This window comes from Alistipes sp. AF14-19, from assembly GCF_003461645.1.
Lineage (GTDB): Bacteria > Bacteroidota > Bacteroidia > Bacteroidales > Rikenellaceae > Alistipes > Alistipes shahii.
In genome coordinates, this window is the sequence record NZ_QTXM01000008.1 from 12602 (window position 1) to 36627 (window position 24026).

The window sequence follows — 24026 nt, forward strand, 5'->3', positions numbered from 1 at the left end:
ACCTAACGAAGAGTAGAAGCTATATCACTTGACGGTGAAGCCGATTTTTGCCAATTGCTTGCGGATTTCGTCTTCGAGCGTGTGCGACTGGGCGAATAAATCAGACAGTTCGGAAGTGAGGCGTTCCATTTTTTCTTGAAATGGTTCGCCGTCTTCCTCCACTTCGGCTATGCCGACATAACGTCCGGGGGTGAGGATAAAATCTTGCTTCTCTATATCCTTGATTGTTGCAATGGCTGAAAATCCCTTTTCGGTTTCAAGCGTTCCAGCACGAAACTGCTCAAAAGTATCTGCGATACGTGCGATGTCGTTGCCATGCTCCTCCGTTTCTTCTCCGCAAGAGAGTTCACGGTGTGTGCGGTCTTTCATATAGCCCATGTTACGAGCATCTATGAAAAGCGTCTTGCCCGGTTGTGCTTTACTCTTTGTCAAGAACCATAAACAGCAAGGAATCTGCACATTGTAGAATAATTGGGATGGCATGGCGATAATACCTTCCACCAAATCGGCCTTGACAATGTTTTCACGAATATCTCCCTCTGTACCTTGTTGAGAGGATAGCGAGCCATTGGCAAGAACCAAGCCGATGCGTCCATTGTCTGCCAAGTGATACAACATGTGTTGCATCCATGCAAAGTTGGCGTTCCCCTCCGGCGGTATGCCGTATTGCCAACGTGGGTCGTCACGTAATTGGTCACCGCCCCATTTGGAGATATTGAACGGTGGATTTGCCATTACGAAATCCGCTTTTAAGAATGGATGTTTGTCATCGTGAAAGGAATCTCCGAAACTGTCGCCAAAATTGGCTTCAATTCCACAAATGGCAAGGTTCATTTGTGCTAATTTCCACGTATTGCTGTTAAGTTCCTGCCCATAGACGGATATTTTATTGATATTACCTTGATGGCGTTCAATAAACTTACTACTCTGCACAAACATACCGCCCGAACCACAAGCAGGGTCAAAGATTTTTCCCTTATAAGGCTGAATAACTTCAACTATGGTACGGACTACACATGAAGGGGTGTAGAACTCACCACCTTTCTTGCCTTCTTCACGGGCAAATTCTCCAAGAAAATATTCATATACACGTCCAAGCACATCACGAGCTTCCGAACCTGTAAAGTGGAGGTTGTTTTCAAAAATATCAATTACGTTACCCAAGCGGCGTTTATCTAGTTCTGGACGAGCATAGTTCTTGGGAAGAATGCCTTTGAGCTGCTTGTTTTCTTTCTCCAATGCTTCCATTGCCGCATCAACGACAGCTCCGATTTCGGCAGTAAGTGAGGCATTGACAACTTTCTCCCAACGAGCATCGACAGGAACAAAGAATATGTTATCGCCAATATATTCGTCTGGGTCTTCCTCAAAGCCTTCACCTTCAGCAACAAGTTCGTCATGCTTAACTTTGAAGCAGTCGTTGATATATTTTAGGAACACAAGTCCAAGTACCACACTTTTATACTCGGCTGCATCAAGATTGCCACGTAATTCGTTTGCCGAATCCCACAATGTTTGCTCGATGGTTTTCTTTACTACGTCCTTTGTTTTTGCTTTCTTTGCCATTATCGTATATAAAAGCGAAAAACTCCACCGCTATCCCTGCGAGGCTGACCAAAGCCCATAAGACAGCGAAGGAGTTTCGTATGTTGCTTTATCGTTTTGATTCTTCAGGTCATTAGCGCAGTTGTATTTTGATTGCAAAGGTAATACATTTTCCCCGGTTTTCCTTGCATAATCCAAGAAAAAGTGTACATGCAAAGTACAGGTACCATCTTTGGTTTAAGTACATTCAGTCGTTTATCTCCTCATGTCGGATGCAAAGGTAGCCAGCCTCATTGAATATGGAAAGGTCAAGCGGTAAACCGTTTGGAGCAGTTTCTTCCTCCTGCGGAGAGTAAACAGCCCCCAAACCTTTCCCCATTCATCGGCTTGGCTTAATGAAGCATCCGGCAACGGAGACAAACGACTGACGAAATAATAGAAATATCAACTCAAACAATAGTTCTTGGTCTGAAAACCGATTACACACCATTATTTTTTCGGAGCGGGCTAATTTTAGCAAGAACAAATAAGGCAAGCGGAAGACTGCACTCCCTCCAAAATAATAGATTCCTTTTTCCTCCTTCCCTTTGCTGCGTTGGTATTGCGGCATTAGTACATTTGCTGTGCGGCAAAATAATCCACAAATGAGATGGTCAAGGAAGATTATCCGGCAAAATATCGTACCTTTGCAGTGGCTTAGGAGATAAAGTCCAAATAGAAGTGGAATAGCGGAACCCAAATTGCATCGAAAAGAGAAGATAACGCCCAAATTGGCACTCCCAACGAGTTAAGAAACAATAAAAGCGTTAAATCTTCACCCTTTAGAATGTACCATTAAAGTTTACGACCATATTTCTGACTTATTACTCACAAACTATTGAGAAATAACTGGTTGCAAATACGGAAACTGCTCCTCTTTGAGAAGTGTGACTTTCGAAAAGGGATCGCAATTAAAATATATGGTCGAAGGTGTGTTCTGTGATTGTGAAGCTTTAACTTCCATTGAAATTCCCGCAAGTGTGGAGATGATTGATATGTATTATTGCATAAACTTGGCGAATATTTATTGTTATCCCTCTATTCCTCCGATATTAAATGATTTCAGATGTAAGAATTTTGTATTGTATGTCCCCTCTCAGAGTCTTGAAGCATATAAAAATAGTTCGTGGAGTGAATATTATTCATCAATTAAAACGATACAATAATCATAATATGCAGAATAACGAGCACCCGTCGATTGAGAGGATTTTCAATCTTGTAGAAATGCAACGCCATGCTGTTGGGGTGAGTTTTATGCCTGATACTAAATCTTATGAGAAATACCAAACTGGGGTTACTGTTTTGCATGTTTTATCTATGGATTTAAAAACAGCATTGCAGAATATGAAAAACCAGTTCAATACTTATGGAGTGATAAGAGTTGCAGGTTATGATAATAGTATATCGCCTCTAAAATCAAAAGTCATTGAAATTGAATTTAGTACAGATGAAATAGATGAGATTGAACGAAAATAATAAAATTCTACTCCAACAGAGTCTAATCCAAGTAGGTTTACCCCTCCTCATAGTAAAAGCACAGGCCAAGAACCTGTGCTTTTTGCTTGATACGGGGAGTAACATCAATGTCCTTGATAAAAGAGTGGCTGAGTTCTTCCAACTTTCGGGAGGAACAGCCCAACAGCAGCAATTCGGGATAGATGGAACACTCCAGACCACAGATGTTGTTAAATTGACTTTCTCTCTGGAAGAACGGGAGTACAAAGCAGATTTCTCGGTGATGGATTTATCCTCGGCTTTTGGAAAAGTGGAGGAAGAATCGGGCATACAGATTCACGGTCTGTTGGGATGCTCTTTTATGGAGCAACAGAAATGGGGGCTTGACTTTGAAAAACTATGTCTGTTCATACCTTAATAACCTCTTTTGAATTGAACACCTAAATCTTATAATGATAAGAGAGATAGGTGTACAAATATGTAATGAATTTTGTTTAACCCAACGTCTTGTTTTTCCCTGTGTCTTACCCAAAATAGGTGGATAAATTGGAAATGAATCTTAAGATACAGACGGTGTAACTGTTGTGATTTTCAATGGTTTGTACTGAAAATCCTTGTGTCCCCGGTTCGATTCCTGGTGGTACCACTTAAAAATCAACGACTTGCAGAAATGCAGGTCGTTTTTCTTTTCCAGTCGGCGCTCACCGCTACTCTGCGGGAGTCGAACGGGGCCGGATTTGCAGCGCATACGGTGCACATTCGGAAGACGGGGGCGATCCGAAGACCGGGTTGTGAAAACTGTGACGAACGGTCCCCGGCATCAGCTTTTTCGCCGCTGTTCCGGTTGTTTTCGCTGCTTTATACAACAATTTTTTTATTTTTGCATATTTCAAAAAGGCCGAAAAGTGGCTTGAATGGATTTGTATTCGTTGTGCTTCCGGCAACTACACGCTTGAAGGTGTCGTTTTAGTCGCTGTGCTACAAGTGTGTAGTAAAAATTGAGTGCATAATTGCGGAAATTTGCATTATGAAACGGCAGCGGCGTAATGAGATTCTGGTGAAACAAGTAGTGGATCGGCTGAAAACAGTCCGCCGGGAGAGAGGCCTTACTCAAGAAAATGTCCGGTTCGACACCGACCTGAACATCGGGCGGATCGAAAGCGGAAGGCATAGCATTTCACTGACGACGCTGGCTGATTTGTGCGATTATTACAATGTTCCTCTGGAGGATTTCTTCAAGAAGATAGTGACGCGCTGAACAGTGAAATGAAAGAACCCGGGGAGTGGAGCCTCGGGTTCTGTTTTTTGTGTCGGAGTGTTTTCAGATTCGTTTTTCGTAAGCCAGCCGTTCGCCGCTCCGGTAGACGACTTTCCCGCAATAGGTGAATCCCGTGCGTTCGAGCAGCCGCAGCATGGTCTGGTTGTCGAAGTTGGTGTCGATGCGAAAGGCTTTGACGCCGCGTTCCTGTGCGAGTGTCTCCACACGGTGCAGGAATTCCGCCGCCACGCCGCGGCCCCGTTCCCCGTCGGCGACCGCTATGCGGTGCACCAGCACGTACGGCTCGTCGGTGAGCCATTGTCCGTCGATGGCGTCGTAGGCCGGTTCGCCGTCGAACACCACCGCGCCGTAGGCGATCACTGAAAGCGGGCCTTCCACGCCGGGTTTGCACAATACATAGCCGCGGTTGCGGCCGATGTCTGCCGAGATATGTCCCGGGGCGGGATAGCCGTCCTGCCACTGGCGGCTGCCTGCCGCGTGCATCCGGGCCTGTGCCTGGCGGATGATCTGCATGATGCGGTCCGTTTCGCAGGACTGTGCCTGCCGGAAAATCAATTCGTTGTCCATGTTGCAAAAATAGGAAAATATTTAAGACGCCATACTGTCAGGACATTTTTTCTGTCTTTTCGGCAATTTTGTGCCGCGTTTGTGACAATTTATGACATTTTTTCAGTTTCTCCGAACTGGCATAGGATTTGACCGTATCGGATACGAAAGCGCTTCATAAGAGGCGCAGAGATGAAACGAAATGTTAAACCAAATAAAACCAAGGAGGACAAAACTATGGTACCTGTAAGACGTAATCAGAACTGGCTGCCGAGCATTTTCAACGATTTTCTGGGCAACGACTGGCTTGCCGAACGCCACAACACCACGGCTCCGGCCGTCAACATCATCGAGGATGAGAACGAATACAAGGTGGAAGTCGCCGCCCCAGGTATGACCAAGGAGGATTTCAAGGTGCATATCAACGAGGATAACGAGCTGATCGTCACGATGGAGAAAAAGGCCGAGCAGAAGGAGGAGGACAAGAAGAAGGGCACGTATCTGCGCCGCGAGTTTTCCTACACGAAATTCCAGCAGAGCCTGCTGTTGCCCGACAACGTCGTGCGCGAGAAGATCGCGGCCAAGGTCGAGAACGGCGTGATGACCATCGAGATTCCCAAGAAGAAAGAGACGGAAGCCGCCGTTGCGGCCCGCCAGATCGAGGTCAGATAGCCTGCGGCCATTCTATAATGGGGAGGGAGAATCCGTTGAACGGGTTCTCCTTTTTTTGCGACGGCCGCAGTGGGCGACGGGCCGCTGGCGGTCAGCGGGTATGCGGAACGGGCGGAACGGGCGGCCGAGAGGCGGCCCGTCGTTTGTCAGCGTTCGAGGTGGAGAATGGGGTAGGGACGACCCGACGGGTCCAGGGCGTCGCGCGAGACGATGCGGAAACCCATCCGTGCGTAGAATCCCGCGGCCTGCGCGTTCTGTTCGTTCACATCCACGCGTCGCACTCCGCAATGGACCGCGACGTGCTCCACGAGTTCGCGCCCCAGACCTTTTCCGCGCGCGGAGGGCGCGACAAACAGCATTTCGAGCCGGTCGGCTCCGATGCCCGCAAAGGCTGCGAATCCGTTTCCGGAATCCCTTATGACATAGATTTCCGCAGCCGGAAGCGCCTCCTGGCGCACCATGCGGCGGAAAAAGGGGATGTCCTCCGGAGCCAGAAAATCGTGCGTGACGCGTACCGACCTCTCCCACAGATCGGTAAGTGCGTCGAGTTCGTGCGCAGCCGGAGATGCGAGACGCTCGACCATGATTATAAGATCGTTACGGGTTGTTTGCGCCGGGTGAAGCTGCGTGCGAGGGCTGCGGCGAAGGGGGTGTGGAAACTCCGTGCTCCGACCGGACATCCCTTGACGCAGGCGCAGCAGCGGATACAGCGCGCAGGGTCGGTGTGCGCCTCGTCGCCCCGCGCGATGGCCTGCGTCGGGCAGATCGCGGCGCAGCGGCCGCAATGGGTGCAGCGGTCGGCATCGCATGCGGGCAGGTAGACGACCGGGTTTTTCTTCTGCCGGCGGCGGTAGCCCACGACGAAACGGATGAAGCGCAGCATCGGCACGAGCGGCGTGTGCACGTCCTTCAGTTTTGCGGCGTCGACCGGGGCAGGCGTTCCCGCCGCGAGTTTTTTGCGCACCGCGGCGCCGAACTCCGCGGCCCGGGCGAGGTCCTGCGCGTCGGGGCGTCCTGCGGCGACGGGGGTTTCGGGGGTGCTGTACGAGTGCTCGCCGACGAATGCTGCTGCGGCCACGGGGACGAATCCCTGCCGGGCGGCGAGCGCGGCCAGCTCCGCGGCGGCCTTTTCGAAGGCCCGGTTGCCGTAGACCGCGATCACCACGGCGGGCGTTCCCGAGCCGCGGAGCGTTTCCAGTCTTTTTGCGGCCGTCGGGGCCACATGTCCCCCGTAGACGGGGGCGGCGATAACCGCCACGGCGCCGGCCGACAGTGCGGCGGAGTGTGCCGCGGCGTGCGTCAGGTCGATGGTTTTCAGGGCGGCGGCTTCGGTCCCGGCGTCGGAGGCGATGCTCCGGGCTACGGTCTCGGCGATTTTTTTCGAAGTGCCCGTCGGCGAGAAGACGACGGTGCAGACGGTTTCCGGTTTCATGGCGTTGGGTGTTGACTTACGGGCAAAGATAATCAAAAATCCCGTGCCTCGGACCTTTTGTTGCAGATTACGGCTCTTTGGCTTATATTTGCCCCGCAACTTTAAACGACAGATTATGAGGATCAAAACTTTTGAAATCCGCGTCGACCCGGCTTTCCGGGAACACGACGAGCGGACGGTGAACGAATTCCTTTCGGCCGTCCGCGTGCCGCGTCTGCACTGCGGATGCCTGCGCAGCCGCAGTGCGTGGATGCTGCTTGTCATTTTCAACGAGAAGACCGCCGACGAACCCGCGATGCGCGCCGCGCTGGCCGGCAGGCACCTCCCCGCGGGGGCGGAACTCACGCCCGGGGAGTGCGAACGCTTCGAGGCGCTCCGCGTGTGGCGCGACCGGCGTGCGGCCGAAATGGGCTGCAAGCCCTTTGTCATCGCCTCGAACCGCGACCTGCTCAACGTGGCCCGGAGCGGAGCCGCCTCGCCTGCCGACCTGCTTTCGATCGCGGGATTCGGTTCCCGCAGAGCCGAACGCTACGGCGAGGAGATCGTTGCCGTGCTCGGTTCGGTCGCAGAGGCGGATTTCGACTGAATGTCCGGAAGTGAGTTCGTGCCGGAAAAACGGGTGCGGACCGGAATTTTTTTCTATATTCGCTGCGATACAACTAAATTTTGGGAAAGATGAAAACGAAACTGATTGCCTGTGCGGCGCTGCTGATGGCGGCATGCTGCGGAAGTCCGTCGGCCCGCAAGGCCGCGGCGACGAAAACCGAAGTGAAACACGGCCCGGAGATCGTTCTCGCGGCCCCCGACACCGTGGGTGGGACGAGTGTGAACGAGGCGCTGGCCAACCGCCGCTCGTGGCGCGAATATGCGGCCGCGCCGCTGACGCTCGAAGAGCTTTCGGGCGTGGTGTGGGCCGCCGCCGGCATCAACCGCCCCGGCAGGACCGCCTGACGGCTCCTTCGGCGCTGGCGCTCTATCCGGTGCGTGTCTATGCGTTTTTCGCCGAGGGCGTCTATCGCTACGACGCCCGGACGCATAAGCTGGTGCGCGTGCTGGAGGGCGACCGCCGCAAACTGACCGGGATGCAGGACTTCGTCTTCGCCGCGCCGCTGAATCTGGTTTATCTGGCGGACCGGACGGTATACGAGGGCCGGAATATCCCGGCGGAGCACGTCCGCTACCTCTGCGGGCAGGATGCCGCGGGCTATGCCGAGAATGTCAACCTCTACACGGCGGGGCACGGCCTGCGCTCGATCACGCGCGGCAGCGTTCCCGAGGCGGAACTGCTGGCGGCCCTCGGGCTGGAGCCGGCGCGCTGGTTCGTGGCGTTGGCGCAGACCGTCGGCAAATAGGCCTTCCGGCCGGCGGGAAGGGCGACCCTGCGAAAGGGCCGCCCTTTTTCGTGTCGCCGATGGACCGGCCGGGACTTGTCTCCGCGCTTCGGACGTCGACCGCCTGAAGGCCGGCTATCCGATGCGTCGGGTGCGGCCCGACGCCCGAATCCGGGGCTGGCGGCTACTCGTTGCCTTCTCCGAAATAACGCCACAGCGGCGCGGCCATCAGGGCCTGCCGGATACGGTCGGTGCGGAGCAGCTCCAGCACCTCTTCGCGCGTCAAGAGGTGCACGCGCAGGTCCTCCGTCGGGTCGAGACGCTGTTCGCCGAGCGGTTCGACGCCCGTGGCGAGGTAGCAGTAGGTGAGGTTGTTCTGTGTGGCGGGGTTGGCCGAGAGGGTCGTCAGCAGACGCCACTGGCCGCCGCCGTAGCCCGTCTCTTCCATCAGTTCGCGCTGCGCGGCGTCGAGCGGCGAGGCGTCCGACGGCTCGGTGACGCCGGCCGGAATTTCATACGAGGTTTCGCCCAGCCCGTGGCGGTACTGGTCGATCAGCACGAACCGTCCGTCGCGGGTGACGGCCGTGACGTTGATCCAGTCGGGATATTCGAACACATAGTAATCCGGAATGCGGCGTCCGTCGGGCAGTTCGAGGCTTTCGTGGCGCACGGTGAACCACGGTTTGCGGGCGAGATATTCGCTCGTGAGGACTTTCCATTTGCGGTTTTTCGGATTTTCCATCATTGTAATGCTTTCGGATAGGGCAAAAATAGTGTTTTTTTGTTATATTTGCGATTCAAGAAATTTGCCGATCATGCTATCTCAAGCCGAACGCAACCAAATCATAGACCTCATCAACCGGGAGGTGGTCCCCGCCATCGGGTGCACCGAACCGATCGCCGTGGCATTGTGCACGGCCCGTGCCGCCGAAACGCTGGGCGGGGAACCCGAAAAAATCACGGTGCGCCTGAGCGCCAATATCCTCAAGAACGCCATGGGTGTCGGAATCCCCGGTACGGGGATGATCGGACTGCCGATCGCCGTAGCCCTCGGGGCGCTGGTGGGGCGTTCGGAATATCAGCTGGAGGTGCTGTGCGACGTGACGCCCGAAGCCGTCGAACGCGGTCGCCGCATGATCGACGGGCGGCGCATCGCGATCTGCCTGAAAGAGGACGTCGATGAAAAACTCTATATCGAGGCGGAGGCCGAAGCCGCCGGCCACAGGGCCGTGGCGGTCATCGCCGGGGGACATACCTCCTTCGTCTTCGTCAGCCGCGACGGCGAGACGCTGCTCGACAGGCGGACCCCGGCGGCGGGCGGCGGGGAGGAGGAGGACGTGCCCCTGACCCTCGCGCGCATATGGGATTTCGCCATGACCTCGCCGCTGGACGAACTGCGCTTCATCCTCGAAACCAGCCGCCTGAACAAGGCCGCCGCCGAACGCTCCTTCGCGGGCGAGTTCGGTCACTGCGTGGGCCGCACGCTGTGCTGCGACCGCGAGCGGAAGGTGATGGGCGACAGCATCTTCACACGGATACTATCCTACACCTCCGCCGCCTGCGACGCCCGCATGGCCGGGGCGATGATCCCCGTGATGAGCAACTCGGGAAGCGGCAACCAGGGCATCGCCGCGACGCTGCCCGTGGTGGTCTACGCCGAGGAGACGCACGCCTCGGAGGAGCAGATGATCCGGGCGCTGACGTTGAGCCACCTCACGGTCATCTACATCAAGCAGAGCCTGGGACGTCTGTCGGCGCTGTGCGGCTGCGTGGTGGCGGCCACGGGATCGAGCTGCGGCATCACCTACCTGATGGGCGGCGGCTACGGCCAGGCGGCCGCGGCCGTGAAGAACATGATCGCCAACCTGACGGGCATGATCTGCGACGGAGCCAAGCCCAGTTGTGCGATGAAGCTCACGAGCGGCGTCTCGACGGCCGTGCTGTCGGCCATGATGGCCATGGACGGCCATTGCGTCACCCCGGTCGAGGGCATCATCGAGGAAGATGTGGACAAATGTATCCGCAACCTCACCGCCATCGGCCGCGACGGCATGAACGAGACCGACAGCCTCGTACTCCGGATTATGACCAATAAATGCTGACTATGAAATATCTTACACTGAAAACCCGTCTGCTGGCCCTGCTGCTGCTGGCCGCGACCTGCGCCGCTGCGCAGCCCACCCCTGCCCAACTGGCCTCCCGTCCCGAACTCACCGCGAGCATCTACCACTCCTACGAGTACCTGCCCGGTCCTGCCGCTCCGGTTCCCGACGGCTACGAGCCGTTCTACATCAGCCACTACGGCCGTCACGGAAGCCGCTACCACTCGAAAGAGGAGGCTTATGCCGAGCCGCTCGCCGCGCTGCGCAAAGCCGACAAGGCCGGGGCGTTGACCCCCAAGGGCCGCGAGGTGCTGGCCAAGGTCGAGACGCTGGCCGCCGATGCCTGCAAACGCTACGGCGACCTTTCGCCCCGCGGCGTACAGGAACACCGCGGCATCGCCGAGCGGATGTTCGCCGCCTATCCCGGGGTTTTCTCGACCGACGGGGGCCGCGTGTGCCGTATCGAGAGCCGCTCGACGCAGGTTCCGCGCTGTATCTTGAGCATGGCGGCTTTCAACGAACGTCTCAAGGAGCTGAATCCCGCGATCCGCGCCACGCGCGATGCGAGCGCCCGCGATCTTTGTTATCTGGCCAACGGACCCTCGCTCAAGGCAAGCCGCGGGGCCGCTTCGGCGGTTGCGGACAGCCTGACCCGCGTGCGTGTGAACCCCGACCGGTTCGTGAAGTCGCTCGTCACCGACCCCGGGTGCATCGACGAGCCGCTGGATCTGATGGAGGATCTTTTCATGCTGGCCGCCATCACGCAGGACGTCAGCCATCTGGGCATCGAGCCGTTCTATGAAATCTTCACCAGAGAGGAACTCTATGCGCTCTGGGAGTGCGAGAACGTCCGCCGTTACCTGATCATGGGACCTTCGGCCCGCTTCGGCGATCCGCTCGTCGCCGATGCCAGGCCGTTGCTGCGCAATATCGTCGAGACGGCCGACCGCGTCGTTGCGGGGGAATCGGACCTTTCGGCCTCGCTGCGTTTCGGTCACGACACCTATGTGGTTCCGCTGCTGGCCCTGCTGCGCGCCGAGGGAGCCTATGCCCGCGTGGAGTCGCTCGACGATGTAGCTGCGGCGTGGAACGCCCATACGGTGACGCCGATGGGAACCAACGTCCAGTTCATCTTCTTCCGCAATCCCGAAACGGGGGACGTGCGCGTCCGCGTGCTGCATAATGAGCGCGACGCCAATCTGCCCCTCGCCGGAGGCCCTTACTATCCGTGGAAAGAGCTGAAGAGATACTGTGAAGCGTTGTACGGAGCGGAAAACTGAAAAAGATGACGAATTGATTTGGTTTTTGGGCGGAAATGTATATCTTTGAGCGATCAAAGGTTTGAACCATGTACATTTCCAGACTGGCATTCGTGCTCGCGGCATTGTCGGCCGCGTCGTGTATCGACAAGGATGTTGATAATACCGAATTTTATGAAAAGTATGCCAGGGGATTCGACAACCGGACGACCGTGGCGGTGAATATCGCTTCCGAGGTTGCCGGCGAGTATTATGCGGTCTATTTCGGGAATCCCTACGACGGGGAGTCGCTTGTGAAACAGCCTGCATTGACGGGTTTTACGCCTGTTTCGATCACGCTCGACGTGCCGAAGGACGTTGAAAGGCTGTATGTCGTGGCGCAGGGCGAGATGAAAAGTTACGAGGTGGGGAACCTGTCGATCTCGGCCGCTGCCCGGCCCGGCCCGCAGAGCCGCGCCGCCGATGTGAATCCGGTCAGCGCCCGGGTTATGACGGCCGTCAACAGCATCTATTTTCCCGAAAAGACCAATAACGTCCGGGGCGACGACCTTTTCAAGTGCACCGACCTGGTGATCGACCGGACGCCGAGTTCGGGCGATTTCGACGAGGCGGAGATCTGGCTCACGTTTCTCGGCGACGGCGGCTGCCGCCAGAGCCAGCTTTTCGGCAAACTCTGGTTCTACACCTATCCCTCTTCGAAACAGGATGGGCTGACGCTCGGCGACTGCACCTTTTACGGGGTGAAGGACGGCGAAGTGGTCGCGATTCCCTATTCCGAGGTCCGGGCGCAGCGCAGCTGGGTTTTCTACACCCGGGAGGAGTTCTCGTCGAATATCGCCTCCTACAAGCGTTACAAACTGGGCGTATTCCCCAAGGGGTTGAACCTCGGATTCGTTTACATCGGCAACAGCACGGTGAGCAACGGCGGATTCCGTTTCACCACGCTCCGGCTCAACGAGCGCGTGCAGGATTATACGCTGACGTACCAGGACGACAAGAAGACGTTCCGGATCGTCGACCGGCATCTGGCCAACGGTTATATCTGCCACGTCACGGAGGGTGATTTTCAGGGCAACATCCTCGGCATGGAGAACCGCGTGGTGACCGAGAGCGCGAAATACGACGGCGACTACAACGACATTCTCTGCATGATCGAGAGCAACCCGAGGACCATCGCCCCCGGCGAGGAGGTCGAGATCGGCAACAGCGGCAACAAGGACCCCGAGGAGATCGCCTGCAAGACCTCCGTCGGGCTTTACCTGTTCGAGGACAATTATCCGTACCGCGGCGATTTCGACTTCAACGATGCGGTGGTTCAATATGAGATCAGGGATTACTACCAGTCGAAAAACCGGGCCAAGCAGATCACCGTGCAGCTGATGGCGACCGGATCGCATATGTCCAACAGTTTCGGATTCCGGGATTCGAAGGGTTTCCAGCCGTTCCTTTCCGGCCTGAAGGGCTATCGGAACGTCTATGCGGCGCAGGCTTTCGAGCCCGTCGGCGAGCCTGTCGTGCAAACGCTTTACGGCGACGTGGTCCCCTGGCTGAAAAACGAATCGGAGTATTATATCTATCCGTCGAGCTTCAATACGGCGGAGTATCCCAGCGTGCTGGACATTCCGCTTTCGGACCCCGACGACGCCTCGTGGAAGTTCGAATGGCCGCAGGAGATGCAGAGCATCGACGACTGCTACTGGTTCCTCAAAAGCGCTTCGGGCGGTTCCCGTGAAAAGGACTGGTACAAGCGTCCGAAGGATGCGACCCTGCTGTTCGGGCGTTGACGTTCCCGGTTTGTGAGCGGCTTTCCGCACAAACTGTTAAACGGGGCGGATGGACTGTGCGTGACGTACGTTCCATCCGCCCCGTTTTTTTCGGTGCGCGAATCTCCTCATTTGAATTTGGGACCAGGCGGAGGCTCTCCCGCATATTTGCCGCTTGCGGCATGAAGGGCTTTCCGGAAAGCCGGGATGCCCGGTTTACGGGGCTGTCCGCCGCTTTGGCGGCGACCGTGTGATGCGACTGCTGTGGCGGCCCGTTGTTCGCGCGCAGCCTCCGACCGCTGTTGTAACGACGGCGGGAAGGGGGCGGAAATGCCTCCGGTCCGGTTCGGAACGCGAGGGCCTGCCGGCTATTTAGTGGAAAATCGTTTTGACGATGATGCCTGTGGCTCCCTGGTGGCGGGTGGTGTAATCCTTGGCGATGCGGCTGGTTTTCTGCAGGAACTCCTCGTTGTCGCGCAGGGGCACGAACCACGTGCGCAACTGCTCGTAGTCGGTCACCGACCGGGCGGCGCCGAGCGTCACCAGATCGCGGGCCTCCTTGAATTTTTCGTAGTTGGGACCGAAGGCCACCGGAAGTCCGAACGTCGCGGCTTCGAGCGTGTTGTGAATGCCGACGCCGAAGCCGCCGCCGATATAGCTCCAGGTGGCGTAGCCGTAGACCGAGGCGAGAATCCCCACCGTGTCGAGGATCAGCAGCTGCCGCGAACCGTAGGTCGTGCGGGGCGTGCATTGCGTGTAGCGCAGCGCGCCGCCTTTGGTTTCGGCCATCAGCCGTGCGATACGCGACTCGTCCATTTCGTGGGGTGCGACGACGAATTTCACGTCGGGATTGTCGTTTATCAGCCGGATCAGCAGCTCTTCATCCGGCTCCCATGTCGATCCGGCCACGAACAGGCGGTTGTCGCCCTTGAAGCGGTCGATGACGTCGATGCGTCTGGCCGCGCGGGCGATCTCCGCCACGCGGTCGAAGCGCGTGTCCCCGGCCACCAGCACGTTGTCGAAGCCCAGCGTCGCCAGCAGTTTTTTCGACTCCTCGTTCTGCACGAACATCACGTCGAACGACTCCAGCGCCTGTCGCCACATGCCGCCGTAGGGGCGGAAAAAGACCGAATTGCGGCGGAAGATGGCCGACACGACGTAGGTGCGGATCTTCCGGCGGCGCAGTTCGCGGAGCAGGTTGAGCCAGTACTCGTATTTGACGAAGATGGCGATTTCGGGGTGCGCGGCGTCGAGGAAGCGGCGGGCGTTGCCCGGCGTGTCGATCGGGAGGTAGAAGATGTAGTCGACGCCCTTGTAGTTCTTGCGGATTTCGTAGCCCGAAGGCGAGAAGAAGGTCAGGAGAATCTTGTATTCGGGGTGCGTCTTGCGAAGCTGTTCGATGATGGGGCGGCCCTGTTCGAACTCTCCGAGCGACGCGACGTGTATCCAGATGATCCTGTCCGTGGGGGCGATTGCCTCCCGCATGCGGCGGAAGAGGTCTTTGCGGCCTTCGATCCAAAGGCGGGCCTTCGGATGGCGCGGCGCCACGAGACGGATGGCCCAAACGTAGAGAATCAGACCGAAATTATAGAACCACATCGGTATTTACGGTGTTGAGTTTTCAGTTTCTAACGCCTGCGCCCGGTGACCCGACGTCAGGCTGTTCTTTTTCAGTCCGGCAAAGATAGTACAATTTGTCGGAACTGCAAAATTACCAATTGTATTCCAGCGCGTTTTCGATCAGTTCGACGCGGACGCTCCCGTCGGCGGCGGCTTCGGCGGCCGCCAGATCGAACTGCACTTCGCCCTCCCAGCCCACGGTGCGCAGGTAGCAGGCGGCGGCGCGCGACAAGGCCCGGAACTTGCGCTGCGTGGCGGCTGCCTCGGGAGGCGTGAGCGACCCGGAGCGCCGGGTCTTGACCTCCACGAAATGCAGCACGCCTTCCCGGCAGGCCACGATGTCCAGCTCGTAACGGCCCTGCCGCCAGTTGAGCGCGCAGATTTCGTACCCCGCACGTCGGAGGTATTCCGTCGCGGCGCGTTCGCCGGCCCGGCCCGTTTCGGCTGCCGCGGTCATCAGTGGATGATGCGTTGGATGGTGTTGGCGCGCTCCATGGCGTTTTTCAGCCCCTCGGCGTCGTCGCGTTCGAGCATCCGGCGCATGATCTGCAACTGGTGTATGTGTTCGCGCAGCACGTCCAGCACGTTGTATTTGTTGCGCAACAGGATCGGGACCCACGTTGCCGCCGAACTCTTGGCCAGGCGCACCGTGCTCTCGAAACCGCCGCCCGCCAGGTCGAAGATGTGACGCTCCTCGCGCTCCTTTTCGAGCACCGTGAGCGCCAGCGCGAACGAGGTGACGTGCGAGATGTGCGAGACATAGGCCGCGTGCAGGTCGTGCTCTTCGGGGTCCATGTAGACGGCCGGACTGCCCAGCGTGCGGAAGATGCCTTCGACCGTGGCCAGGGCGTCCTTGTCGCTCCGCACCGTGTCGCACAGCACGACGCTGCGGCCCGTGAACGCGCCCCGCTGGGCGGCTTTCGGACCGCTGTACTCCGTACCCCACATCGGGTGCGCGGCGACGAAGCGTCCGCGGCGGGCGTGCATCGAGATCACCTCGCACAACTCGCCCTTGATCGAACCCATGTCCATCACCACCTGCCTGCCGCCCGCGCGGTTGAGCGCCTTGACAGCCATCAGCGGGATGGTGTCGACGGGGGTGGCCAGCACCACGAGATCGGCTTCCGGAACACCCTCCTCGAAACTCACGATCCGGTCCGCAAGGCCCAGCTGCAACGCCTCGGCAGCGTGTTCTTCGGAGCTTTCGACCCCGAGTATCTCCTCTGCGATGCCGTGGTCGCGAAGGGCCAGGGCGAACGAGCCTCCGATAAGGCCCAGACCCGCAATCAGTACTTTCATAAAACGATATACCTATTTATAATAAAAAAGACAGGTCGCCGCCCGGTTCGACCTCGAAGGTTTCGACTCCTTTGCGGAACATCCGCATCGGGCGTCGGCCGATCAGCTCCAGTTTCCCGTCCTCGCAGCGCAGCATGCAGCCTTCGCGCAGTCCGGCCACCCAACGGCGCGGATTGGCCTCGATATACTCCAGGATGCGCTGTTCGCGGGTCTCCCCGGCGTGCCCCGCGGGGTTGGCGTCGAGGTAGTGGGGGTTGATCTGGAATTTGACCGCTCCGATGGCTTTGAACGACTCCGGTTCCACGATGGGCATGTCGTTTGTTGTCGAGATCGTCGGGCAGCAGACGTTGCTGCCTGCCGACCAGCCCACGTAGGGCGTTCCGGCCTTGATTTTGCGGAGGATGGCCGTCATAAGCCCCTGCTGCTGCATCTTTTTGGCCAGGGCGAACGTGTTGCCGCCCCCGACGCAGATCGCTTCGGCCCCGCGGACGAGGGCGGCGGGGTCCTTGGCCCGGTGGACCGAACGCACGCGGATGCCCAGTTCGGCGAAACGCGCCTGCACCTTTTTTTCGTAATCGGCGTAGGAGAACGTGACGGCCGCGTAGGGAACGAAGACGATTTCGCGCACCCCGTCGAGAAAACGCCCTATCTCTGGCAGCGGATAGCGCAGGTATTCCTCGCCGGCATTGGTCGAATTCGAGATCAGAAGCAATTTCATAAGGTTGTGGTTTTGAATGTATTAATTAAATTTTTGTGCTAAATGTCGAAAAAGTTGTGAATAAAAAAACAGGCCGTTTTGTCAAAAGTAATAAAAAAAGTGTTACTTTTGCGCAAAATTGCTCTGGAAATGTAAAAGAACTATTTCCAAATAATTGTTTAACTAAAAAATTAAAATTATGTCAGAAGTTCAATCAAAAGTTGTCGAGATCATCGTCGACAAACTGGGTGTCAAGGAGTCGGAGGTAGTCCCCGAAGCAAGCTTCACCAACCACCTGGGCGCAGACTCGCTCGACACTGTAGAGCTGATCATGGAGTTCGAGAAGGCTTTCGATATCCAGATCCCGGATGAGGACGCTGAAAAGATCGCTACCGTCGGCGACGCGATCTCGTATATCGAGGAACACAAGAAATAATTTCCCTTAAACAACGTTTCACGGCTGATAAAGCCTTAAATTTATGACAGGAAGAAGAGTAGTTGTTACGGGCATCGGTACGATAAACCCGCTCGGTAATAGTATAGAGGAGTATTTTTCGAATCTGGAGAAGGGAGTCAGCGGTGCCGCACCCATTACTCATTTCGATGCCGAAAAATTTAAGACCAAGTTCGCTTGTGAAGTAAAGAATTACGATCCGACCCAGTATTTCGACCGTAAGGAGGTGCGTAAGTACGACCTCTTTACACAATATGCTTTGATCGCGGCCACGCAGGCCGTGGAGGATTCTGCCCTCGATCTCGAGAAGGTCGACAAGGAGCAGGTGGGCGTTATCTGGAGTTCGGGCATCGGAGGAATCAAATCTTTCTTCGATGAGTGTCTGGGCTGGGCCGCCGGGGATGGAACCCCGCGGTTTAGCCCGTTTTTTATTCCCCGCATGATTTCCGATATCGCAGCCGGTTTCATCTCCATGAAGTACGGCTTCATGGGTCCGAACTACTGTACGGTGTCGGCGTGCGCTTCGTCGAACCACGGCATCACGGCCGCTTTCGACGCCATCCGTTACGGCAAGGCCGACGTCATGGTGGCCGGCGGTTCGGAGGCTGCGGTCAACGAGCCTTCGGTCGGCGGATTCAACTCCATGCAGGCGCTTTCGACGCGCAACGACGATCCGCAGCACGCTTCGCGCCCCTTCGATAAGGACCGCGACGGCTTCGTGATCGGCGAGGGCGCCGGTGCGCTGATCCTGGAGGAGTACGAGCATGCCAAGGCGCGCGGCGCGAAGATCTATTGCGAGGTCGTAGGCGGAGGCGCTTCGGCCGACGCTTACCACTTCACGGCTCCCCATCCCGAGGGCAAGGGCGCCATGAAGGCGATGCGCGACGCCATCAAGGACGCGGGCATCGCTCCCGAGGATATCGACTATGTGAACGTGCACGGAACTTCGACCCCCGCGGGCGACATTCCCGAGCTGAAGGCCGTGGCAGGCGTTCTGGGCGACCATGTTTACAACGTCAACATCTCCTCGACCAAATCAATGACGGGACACCTGCTGGGCGCTGCCGGCGCCGTGGAGGCTCTGGCGTGCATTTTCGCGCTGACGCACGGCGTGGTTCCCCCCACGATCAACTGCGAAAACCGCGATCCCGAGATCGACGAAAAACTGAATCTGACGCTTAACGTGGCGCAGAAGCGCGACGTGAAGTGTGCGTTGAGCAATACGTTCGGATTCGGCGGTCACAACTCGACGGTTATTTTCCGCAAACTCTGATCCCTGTAACGTCCGCGCCGTGATTGACTTTTTACTGCGTCCTATCCGACGGAATTTCGGGCGTGACCGGGCATATTACAGAATTGTCGACGATCTGTTCGGATTCATTCCGCACAACGTCGAACTCTACAAGCTGGCTTTGATTCACAAGTCAGCTTCTTTGGTTTTGGAGGACGGCCGCGCGATCAACAACGAACGTCTGGAATATCTGGGCGACGCTGTGATCGAGGCCGTGACTTCGGACTATCTGTTCATCGAATACCCCGACCGCGACGAGGGTTTCATGACCCAGCTGCGGTCGAAGATCGTCTCGCGGCAGTCGCTCAACGCGCTGGCCGTGAACCTCGGTCTGGATGTCCACGTGATTTCGAACGGCGGCACGGGCATTACCCAGAAGCATATCTACGGCGACGCCTTCGAGGCGATGATGGGGGCGGTTTACCTCGATCAGGGGTACGAGTTCGTCAACCGGCTGTTGATCAATAACATTTATTTCCGTTTCCTGAATCTGGAAGAACTGACCGAGTCGGAGAGCGATTTCAAGAGCCGCCTGATCGAGTGGAGCCAGAAGAACCGCCACCAGGTCGAGTTCCGCACGGAGCACGACAAGGAATACGCTTCGAACCATCCGGTTTTCTATTGCACGGTGCTGGTCGACGGCATGGAGGTCGGCCACGGAGCCGGGGATTCGAAGAAGGAGGCCGAACAGCGTGCGGCGTTCTCCGTGTCGCAGTACATGAGCGACGAGCAGTGCGCTTCGCTGCTGGACAAGGTCGACCGTCTGGAAGGCACCCGTTCAGGAAGCGGGTTTTAGAGGGCGGTGGCAATCCGTTGCATTTCCGGTCCTGTTCTGCGCCCGCCCGGCAGATGGGGATTCGGACCCGGTTTCAAACACCCTCCGCAGGCGGCTGTACCGGCTTGCCGGGATGAAAACGGTATGAATTCGTATATAGTCACTTTCTGCTTTTATGAAGAATATCCTCGATAAAATGGCGTCGCGGGGCGTGGAGGCCTTGAGCGACCGCGAGCTGCTTGCCCTGCTCACCGACGACGAACAGTTGGCCGAAGTGGTGCTGTCGGCTTACGACGGTTCGCTGGCGCGTATCGGCGACCAGCCCGAAGCCCGCCTGCGCATGGTCGGGGGACTGGGCCTGAAACGGGCGCGGATGCTGTTGGCCGCGGCGGAATTCGGACGGCGGGCTGTCGCTTCCGGGGGTTCCGGGAGCGATTTCATCAATACGGGCGACGATGTGGTGCGGCTGTTCCGGCCGCAGCTGGAACGCCTCTCCCACGAGGAGTGCTGGGTCGTCTACCTCACCTCGTCGAACCGGGTTATCGAGCGTTACCGCATCAGTCAGGGCGGGGTGACCGGCACGGTCGTCGACCACCGGCTGATCGTCAAACGGGCGTTGGAACTGCTCGCCACGCAGCTGATTCTGGTGCACAACCACCCTTCGGGAACGCCCGAGGCGAGCGGGCAGGACAAGACGCTGACCGAACGTGTGGCGCGCGCCGCGGCGTTGTTCGACATCCGGCTGCTGGACCACATCATCATCGCCCGCGACGGCGATTTCTCGTTCCTGCGCGAGGGGCTGATGGGGCGGTAAGGGTTCCGGCAGGTAAAATGAACGGCGGTCCTTATCGGACCGCCGTTCGGTTTTTGGGAGAAAAGCCCGTCAATAGAAGATCTGGTGCGTTTCGATTTCTGTGTAGCCTCGTTCGGGGATGACTGTCTCCTTGCCGTCTTTTTCCTGGAAACACTCCACCTCCTGAATCCAGATAGCCTCGGTAACCCGTCCGCCAACTTGCTTCCATTCGATCTGCTCGTTCAGGACTCTGAAACTGATAAACGATCCGTCGGGTAATGACTCGACCGAGAACACGCTCTCGTCCGGGTTCGTGTTCGTCAGATGGGCGCTGCGGTTGCCCAGCCGTCCGATTCCGGAGAGTACCGACCCCATGAAGAAATCGGCGTCCTCGATGTCGGGACATACGTCGAACAGGAGCGCGTTGAGGTCGAGGTTGCACAATGCGGGCGTGTTGGGCCGGTCGGCGTGGTATTCGAATTCGTAGCTGAAATCGACCTCCTTGCCCTGGTAGATGTCGAGACCGGTGAGGTCGTTGCCGGTCCAGCGGCAGACCGTGCGCGGGTAGTAGTGATATTCGTCGCCGCTGTATGTGCACTCCTTGCAGCATCCGTTGCCGTCGTAGGCGAAGGTCCAGCGTTCGGGACCGTTGTCGCTGCGTGCGGCGACGGCGCGCCCTGCATCGTCGAGCGTAACGGTGTACGATCCCTTTTCGGGCGATTCTGTCGTTTCGGCGGACAGTTTCAGGGTCTTGGCGTCGGGATAGCTGATCCGGAGGACCTCATCCATGGCGTCGGCCGAGTTCTCCGGGGTGTCGTCCCATTCGTAACACGTGAGGCGTCCGGCATCGTCGTATGTGAAGCGGCTGGTCGAAGTCCATCGTTCCGGGTCCGAATCGCCGCTGTTTCGGATTGTCTGCTGGCGGCTGTCGATGCGCATTATCCGGTTGGCCGGTGTCGATTCGATGGGGTCGTCCGCGCCCTCCTGCGTGACGGTGATCTCGATCTTCGACGTGCCGCACGTGATGACGATTGTCGCCGTGCGCGACGCTCCCGACGTGTTGGGTTCGAGGGTGATTTTCAGCGTGTAGCTGCCTGCCGCATCGCCGCGGTCGGGCGAAATCGAAATCCAGGCGGGCGCTTCGGCGCGGGTCTCGGCGATCGTCGAGGTCCATGCCCCTTCGGTGGTGAAGGTCACGCCCCGTGCGCTCTGCGTGTCGTCGGCGGAGACCGTCTGTTCCAACTGGCGCGTGTCCGGAACCTTGATCTGCCCGAAATCGCCCGAGTAATCCTTGTCGTCGCTGCATGACGCGAGCAGCGCGGCGGCGATGAACGCCATGAAGAATTTTGCTGTTTTCATTTCGTTTATTTTGTTTAAAGGGTTGTTCCCGTCCCGGTAAACAAAAGGCGCAGGCAAGATTTCGTATCCACAGGTGAGGTATTGGACGACCCGAACGGTAGGATAGGGAAATATGCCCGCGCTGAAAACAGCGAAGGCATCACCTTTGTTCCTTATCGTTCTGTGAAAGTGTCCAATTTTCACCCGTAAGAAAAAAGCCGATGCGCTTTTTATTGTCGTATGTCGGCGGCCCTCGCAGGCTGCCGATACAAATATAGAAATAAAATCCCGATCGAAGACCCTTGTTGTCATTTATTTTGTATTTTTGTCATTTGGAAAAACAGTAAACAACAGAGAATACGATGACTCAGGAAGAACTTTTCAAAAAGCTGGTAGCGCACTGCAAGGAGTACGGATTCGTGTTTCCTTCGAGCGAAATCTACGACGGTCTGGGAGCCGTGTACGACTACGGTCAGAACGGCGTGGAGTTGAAGAACAACATCAAGCGATATTGGTGGGATTCGATGGTCAAACTGCACGAGAACATCGTCGGCATCGACGCCGCGATCTTCATGCATCCCAAGACGTGGGAGGCCTCGGGCCATGTGTCGGCCTTCAACGACCCGCTGATCGACAACAAGGATTCGAAGAAGCGTTACCGCGCCGACGTGCTGATCGAGGACTGGCTGGCCAAACAGGATGAAAAGATCGAAAAAGAGGTCGAGAAGGCCCGCAAGCGCTTCGGCGAGTCGTTCGACGAGGCCAAATACCGCGAAACGTCGCCGCGCGTGGCGGAGACCGCGGTCAAACGCGACGAGGTGCACAAGCGTTTCGCCGATGCGCTGAACGCCAACGACCTTGCGGAGCTGCGCCAGATCATCGTCGACTGCGAGATCGCCTGCCCGATCTCCGGCACACGCAACTGGACCGAGGTGCGGCAGTTCAACCTGATGTTTTCGACCCAGATGGGTTCTACGGCCGAAGGCGCCAATACCATCTACCTGCGTCCCGAGACGGCGCAGGGTATCTTCGTCAACTTCCTGAACGTCCAGAAAACCGGGCGCATGAAAATCCCGTTCGGCATTGCGCAGATCGGCAAGGCCTTCCGCAACGAGATTGTGGCCCGTCAGTTCATCTTCCGCATGCGCGAGTTCGAGCAGATGGAGATGCAGTTCTTCGTGCGCCCCGGAACCGAAATGAAGTGGTGGAACGAGTGGAAGAACACCCGCATGGCCTGGCACCGTGCGCTGGGCTTCGGCGACGATGACTACCGCTTCCACGACCACGACAAACTGGCCCACTACGCCAACGCCGCGACGGACATCGAATACAACTTCCCGTTCGGGTTCAAGGAGGTCGAGGGCATCCACTCGCGCACGGACTTCGACCTGGGCAGCCACCAGAAGTTTTCGGGCAAGAAGTTGCAGTACTTCGATCCGGAGACGGGTGAAAGCTATGTACCCTATGTGGTCGAGACGTCGATCGGCGTGGACCGCATGTTCCTGCAGGTGATGTCGGCGGCCTATACCGAGCAGACGCTCGAAGGCGGCGATTCGCGCGTCGTGCTGAAATTCCCGCCCGCATTGGCTCCGGTCAAGGTGGCCGTGCTGCCGCTGGTGAAGAAGGACGGCATGCCCGAAGTGGCGCAGAAGATCGTCGACCTGCTGAAATACGATTACAATGTCGTTTACGACGAGAAAGACTCCGTCGGCAAGCGTTACCGCCGTCAGGATGCCGTCGGTACGCCGTTCTGCGTGACGGTCGACGGCCAGACGCTGGAGGACGGGACCGTGACGATCCGCCACCGCGATACGATGGCCCAGGAGCGCGTCAAGATCGAGTCGCTGCACGCGATGGTCGACGAGGAGTGCTCCTACCGCAAGTTGTTCAGGACGCTGAACCTCTGATTTGGGACGCATTCTTGCCATAGACTACGGGACCCGGCGCACGGGAATCGCCGTGAGCGATCCCCTGCGCCTGATCGCCGGAGGGCTGGAGACGGTCGAGACGAAGGGGCTGGAGGCCTGGCTGGCAAAATATTTCGCCCGGGAGGACGTTAGTACGATAGTCGTGGGGAAGCCTTCGCGGATGGACGGCACGCCCTCCGAGACGTGGCGATTCATCGAGCCGCTGGCCGGCCGCCTGCGGCGGGCGTGGCCCGACAAGGAGGTGGTTTTCTACGACGAACGCTTTACTTCGGTGATGGCCCACCGCACGATGCTCGAAAGCGGCATCGGCAGGATGGCCCGCCGCGACAAGGCGTTGGTGGATAAGATTTCCGCGACGATTATCCTCCAGTCCTATATGGAAAGCATTTCCTGTCGATAACCCGGACG

Annotated in this window: 27 protein-coding genes; 17 read left to right on the forward strand and 10 right to left on the reverse strand. The window is 57.5% G+C overall.

The annotated features are described in order from the left end of the window. Positions 1-24: 24 nt before the first annotated feature. Positions 25-1566, reverse strand: coding sequence for a type I restriction-modification system subunit M (locus tag DWW03_RS08430; RefSeq protein ID WP_118404477.1), 1542 nt, complete (start codon positions 1564-1566; stop codon positions 25-27). 863 nt (positions 1567-2429) lie between these two features. Between DWW03_RS08430 and DWW03_RS17065 the strand changes: the two genes are divergently transcribed. The 4 genes from DWW03_RS17065 (at position 2430) to DWW03_RS08450 (ending at position 4297) form a co-directional block, all read left to right on the forward strand. Next, a complete protein-coding gene (locus DWW03_RS17065; protein ID WP_118406604.1) occupies positions 2430-2750 on the forward strand; it encodes a leucine-rich repeat protein in 321 nt (106 codons plus the stop codon). After that, the gene (locus tag DWW03_RS08440; RefSeq protein WP_181989612.1) at positions 2716-3060 is read left to right on the forward strand and encodes a hypothetical protein; all 345 of its coding nucleotides are present in this window, start codon (positions 2716-2718) and stop codon (positions 3058-3060) included. Before DWW03_RS17065 ends, DWW03_RS08440 begins: the two co-directional genes overlap by 35 nt. Further along, the gene (locus DWW03_RS08445) at positions 3041-3457 is read left to right on the forward strand and encodes an aspartyl protease family protein (RefSeq protein WP_118406606.1); all 417 of its coding nucleotides are present in this window, start codon (positions 3041-3043) and stop codon (positions 3455-3457) included. The genes DWW03_RS08440 and DWW03_RS08445 overlap by 20 nt, the downstream gene beginning before the upstream one ends. Positions 3458-4066: 609 nt before the next feature. Then, positions 4067-4297 carry a helix-turn-helix domain-containing protein gene (locus tag DWW03_RS08450; RefSeq protein WP_015546663.1) on the forward strand — a complete coding sequence of 77 codons (231 nt, stop codon included), beginning with the start codon at positions 4067-4069 and terminating at the stop codon, positions 4295-4297. 63 nt (positions 4298-4360) lie between these two features. Here DWW03_RS08450 and DWW03_RS08455 read toward each other — a convergent pair whose 3' ends face one another. Further along, on the reverse strand, positions 4361-4885 hold the full coding sequence (locus DWW03_RS08455) for a GNAT family N-acetyltransferase (protein ID WP_022062033.1): 525 nt from the start codon (positions 4883-4885) through the stop codon (positions 4361-4363). 216 nt (positions 4886-5101) lie between these two features. Here DWW03_RS08455 and DWW03_RS08460 point away from each other — a divergent pair, with 216 nt between their 5' ends. Beyond that, positions 5102-5536: an Hsp20/alpha crystallin family protein gene (locus tag DWW03_RS08460; RefSeq protein WP_015546665.1), complete on the forward strand. Its 435-nt coding sequence runs from the start codon at positions 5102-5104 to the stop codon at positions 5534-5536. Positions 5537-5682: 146 nt separating this feature from the next. Here the strand turns inward: DWW03_RS08460 and DWW03_RS08465 are convergent, their stop codons facing one another. Beyond that, a complete protein-coding gene (locus DWW03_RS08465) occupies positions 5683-6120 on the reverse strand; it encodes a GNAT family N-acetyltransferase (RefSeq protein WP_022062032.1) in 438 nt (145 codons plus the stop codon). Positions 6121-6122: 2 nt separating this feature from the next. Then, positions 6123-6968, reverse strand: coding sequence for a 4Fe-4S dicluster domain-containing protein (locus DWW03_RS08470; RefSeq protein WP_118406607.1), 846 nt, complete (start codon positions 6966-6968; stop codon positions 6123-6125). Between the two features lie 115 nt (positions 6969-7083). Here DWW03_RS08470 and DWW03_RS08475 point away from each other — a divergent pair, with 115 nt between their 5' ends. The 3 genes from DWW03_RS08475 to DWW03_RS08480 all read left to right on the forward strand — a co-directional run bounded on the left by DWW03_RS08475 (position 7084) and on the right by DWW03_RS08480 (position 8320). Next, positions 7084-7554 (forward strand): HRDC domain-containing protein, encoded by a 471-nt coding sequence (locus DWW03_RS08475; RefSeq protein WP_022061728.1) that lies wholly within the window; start codon positions 7084-7086, stop codon positions 7552-7554. Positions 7555-7643: 89 nt separating this feature from the next. Next, a complete protein-coding gene (locus tag DWW03_RS17070; RefSeq protein WP_022061729.1) occupies positions 7644-7919 on the forward strand; it encodes a nitroreductase family in 276 nt (91 codons plus the stop codon). After that, positions 7877-8320 (forward strand): nitroreductase family protein, encoded by a 444-nt coding sequence (locus tag DWW03_RS08480; protein WP_022061730.1) that lies wholly within the window; start codon positions 7877-7879, stop codon positions 8318-8320. Before DWW03_RS17070 ends, DWW03_RS08480 begins: the two co-directional genes overlap by 43 nt. Before the next feature lie 163 nt (positions 8321-8483). On the opposite strand, the gene DWW03_RS08485 is transcribed toward DWW03_RS08480, so the two are convergent. Further along, on the reverse strand, positions 8484-9041 hold the full coding sequence (locus tag DWW03_RS08485) for an NUDIX hydrolase (protein WP_022061731.1): 558 nt from the start codon (positions 9039-9041) through the stop codon (positions 8484-8486). 73 nt (positions 9042-9114) lie between these two features. Between DWW03_RS08485 and DWW03_RS08490 the strand changes: the two genes are divergently transcribed. From DWW03_RS08490 to DWW03_RS08500, 3 genes are all read left to right on the forward strand, one after another. Further along, a complete protein-coding gene (locus DWW03_RS08490) occupies positions 9115-10401 on the forward strand; it encodes a serine dehydratase subunit alpha family protein (protein WP_022061732.1) in 1287 nt (428 codons plus the stop codon). Beyond that, positions 10395-11681, forward strand: coding sequence for a histidine-type phosphatase (locus DWW03_RS08495; RefSeq protein ID WP_118406608.1), 1287 nt, complete (start codon positions 10395-10397; stop codon positions 11679-11681). The genes DWW03_RS08490 and DWW03_RS08495 overlap by 7 nt, the downstream gene beginning before the upstream one ends. A gap of 68 nt (positions 11682-11749) precedes the next feature. After that, positions 11750-13444: an LruC domain-containing protein gene (locus DWW03_RS08500; RefSeq protein WP_118406609.1), complete on the forward strand. Its 1695-nt coding sequence runs from the start codon at positions 11750-11752 to the stop codon at positions 13442-13444. A gap of 351 nt (positions 13445-13795) precedes the next feature. On the opposite strand, the gene DWW03_RS08505 is transcribed toward DWW03_RS08500, so the two are convergent. The 4 genes from DWW03_RS08505 to pepE all read right to left on the reverse strand — a co-directional run bounded on the left by DWW03_RS08505 (position 13796) and on the right by pepE (position 17060). Then, complete coding sequence (locus tag DWW03_RS08505; protein WP_022061735.1) at positions 13796-15022, reverse strand: 3-deoxy-D-manno-octulosonic acid transferase; 1227 nt, start codon at positions 15020-15022, stop codon at positions 13796-13798. A gap of 112 nt (positions 15023-15134) precedes the next feature. Next, positions 15135-15500 (reverse strand): YraN family protein, encoded by a 366-nt coding sequence (locus DWW03_RS08510; protein ID WP_015546675.1) that lies wholly within the window; start codon positions 15498-15500, stop codon positions 15135-15137. After that, complete coding sequence (locus DWW03_RS08515; RefSeq protein ID WP_015546676.1) at positions 15500-16342, reverse strand: prephenate dehydrogenase; 843 nt, start codon at positions 16340-16342, stop codon at positions 15500-15502. The genes DWW03_RS08510 and DWW03_RS08515 overlap by 1 nt, the downstream gene beginning before the upstream one ends. 16 nt (positions 16343-16358) lie before the next feature. After that, positions 16359-17060, reverse strand: a complete 702-nt coding sequence (gene pepE / locus DWW03_RS08520) for a dipeptidase PepE (protein WP_022061736.1) — start codon at positions 17058-17060, stop codon at positions 16359-16361. Between the two features lie 178 nt (positions 17061-17238). Between pepE and DWW03_RS08525 the strand changes: the two genes are divergently transcribed. The 4 genes from DWW03_RS08525 (at position 17239) to DWW03_RS08540 (ending at position 20373) form a co-directional block, all read left to right on the forward strand. Next, positions 17239-17475 carry an acyl carrier protein gene (locus tag DWW03_RS08525; protein ID WP_015546678.1) on the forward strand — a complete coding sequence of 79 codons (237 nt, stop codon included), beginning with the start codon at positions 17239-17241 and terminating at the stop codon, positions 17473-17475. 43 nt (positions 17476-17518) lie between these two features. Further along, on the forward strand, positions 17519-18766 hold the full coding sequence (gene fabF, locus DWW03_RS08530) for a beta-ketoacyl-ACP synthase II (RefSeq protein WP_015546679.1): 1248 nt from the start codon (positions 17519-17521) through the stop codon (positions 18764-18766). A gap of 34 nt (positions 18767-18800) precedes the next feature. Then, entirely contained in the window at positions 18801-19580 is a 780-nt protein-coding gene (gene rnc / locus DWW03_RS08535; RefSeq protein WP_083810279.1) for a ribonuclease III, read from the forward strand. Positions 19581-19734: 154 nt separating this feature from the next. Further along, a complete protein-coding gene (locus DWW03_RS08540) occupies positions 19735-20373 on the forward strand; it encodes a RadC family protein (protein WP_022061738.1) in 639 nt (212 codons plus the stop codon). Positions 20374-20442: 69 nt separating this feature from the next. Here the strand turns inward: DWW03_RS08540 and DWW03_RS08545 are convergent, their stop codons facing one another. Continuing rightward, the gene (locus DWW03_RS08545) at positions 20443-21711 is read right to left on the reverse strand and encodes a BACON domain-containing protein (protein WP_229095987.1); all 1269 of its coding nucleotides are present in this window, start codon (positions 21709-21711) and stop codon (positions 20443-20445) included. A 341-nt stretch (positions 21712-22052) separates the two neighbouring features. Between DWW03_RS08545 and DWW03_RS08550 the strand changes: the two genes are divergently transcribed. Beyond that, positions 22053-23597 carry a glycine--tRNA ligase gene (locus DWW03_RS08550; RefSeq protein ID WP_022061740.1) on the forward strand — a complete coding sequence of 515 codons (1545 nt, stop codon included), beginning with the start codon at positions 22053-22055 and terminating at the stop codon, positions 23595-23597. 1 nt (position 23598) lies between these two features. Next, a complete protein-coding gene (ruvX, locus tag DWW03_RS08555; RefSeq protein ID WP_022061741.1) occupies positions 23599-24018 on the forward strand; it encodes a Holliday junction resolvase RuvX in 420 nt (139 codons plus the stop codon). Positions 24019-24026: the final 8 nt, after the last annotated feature.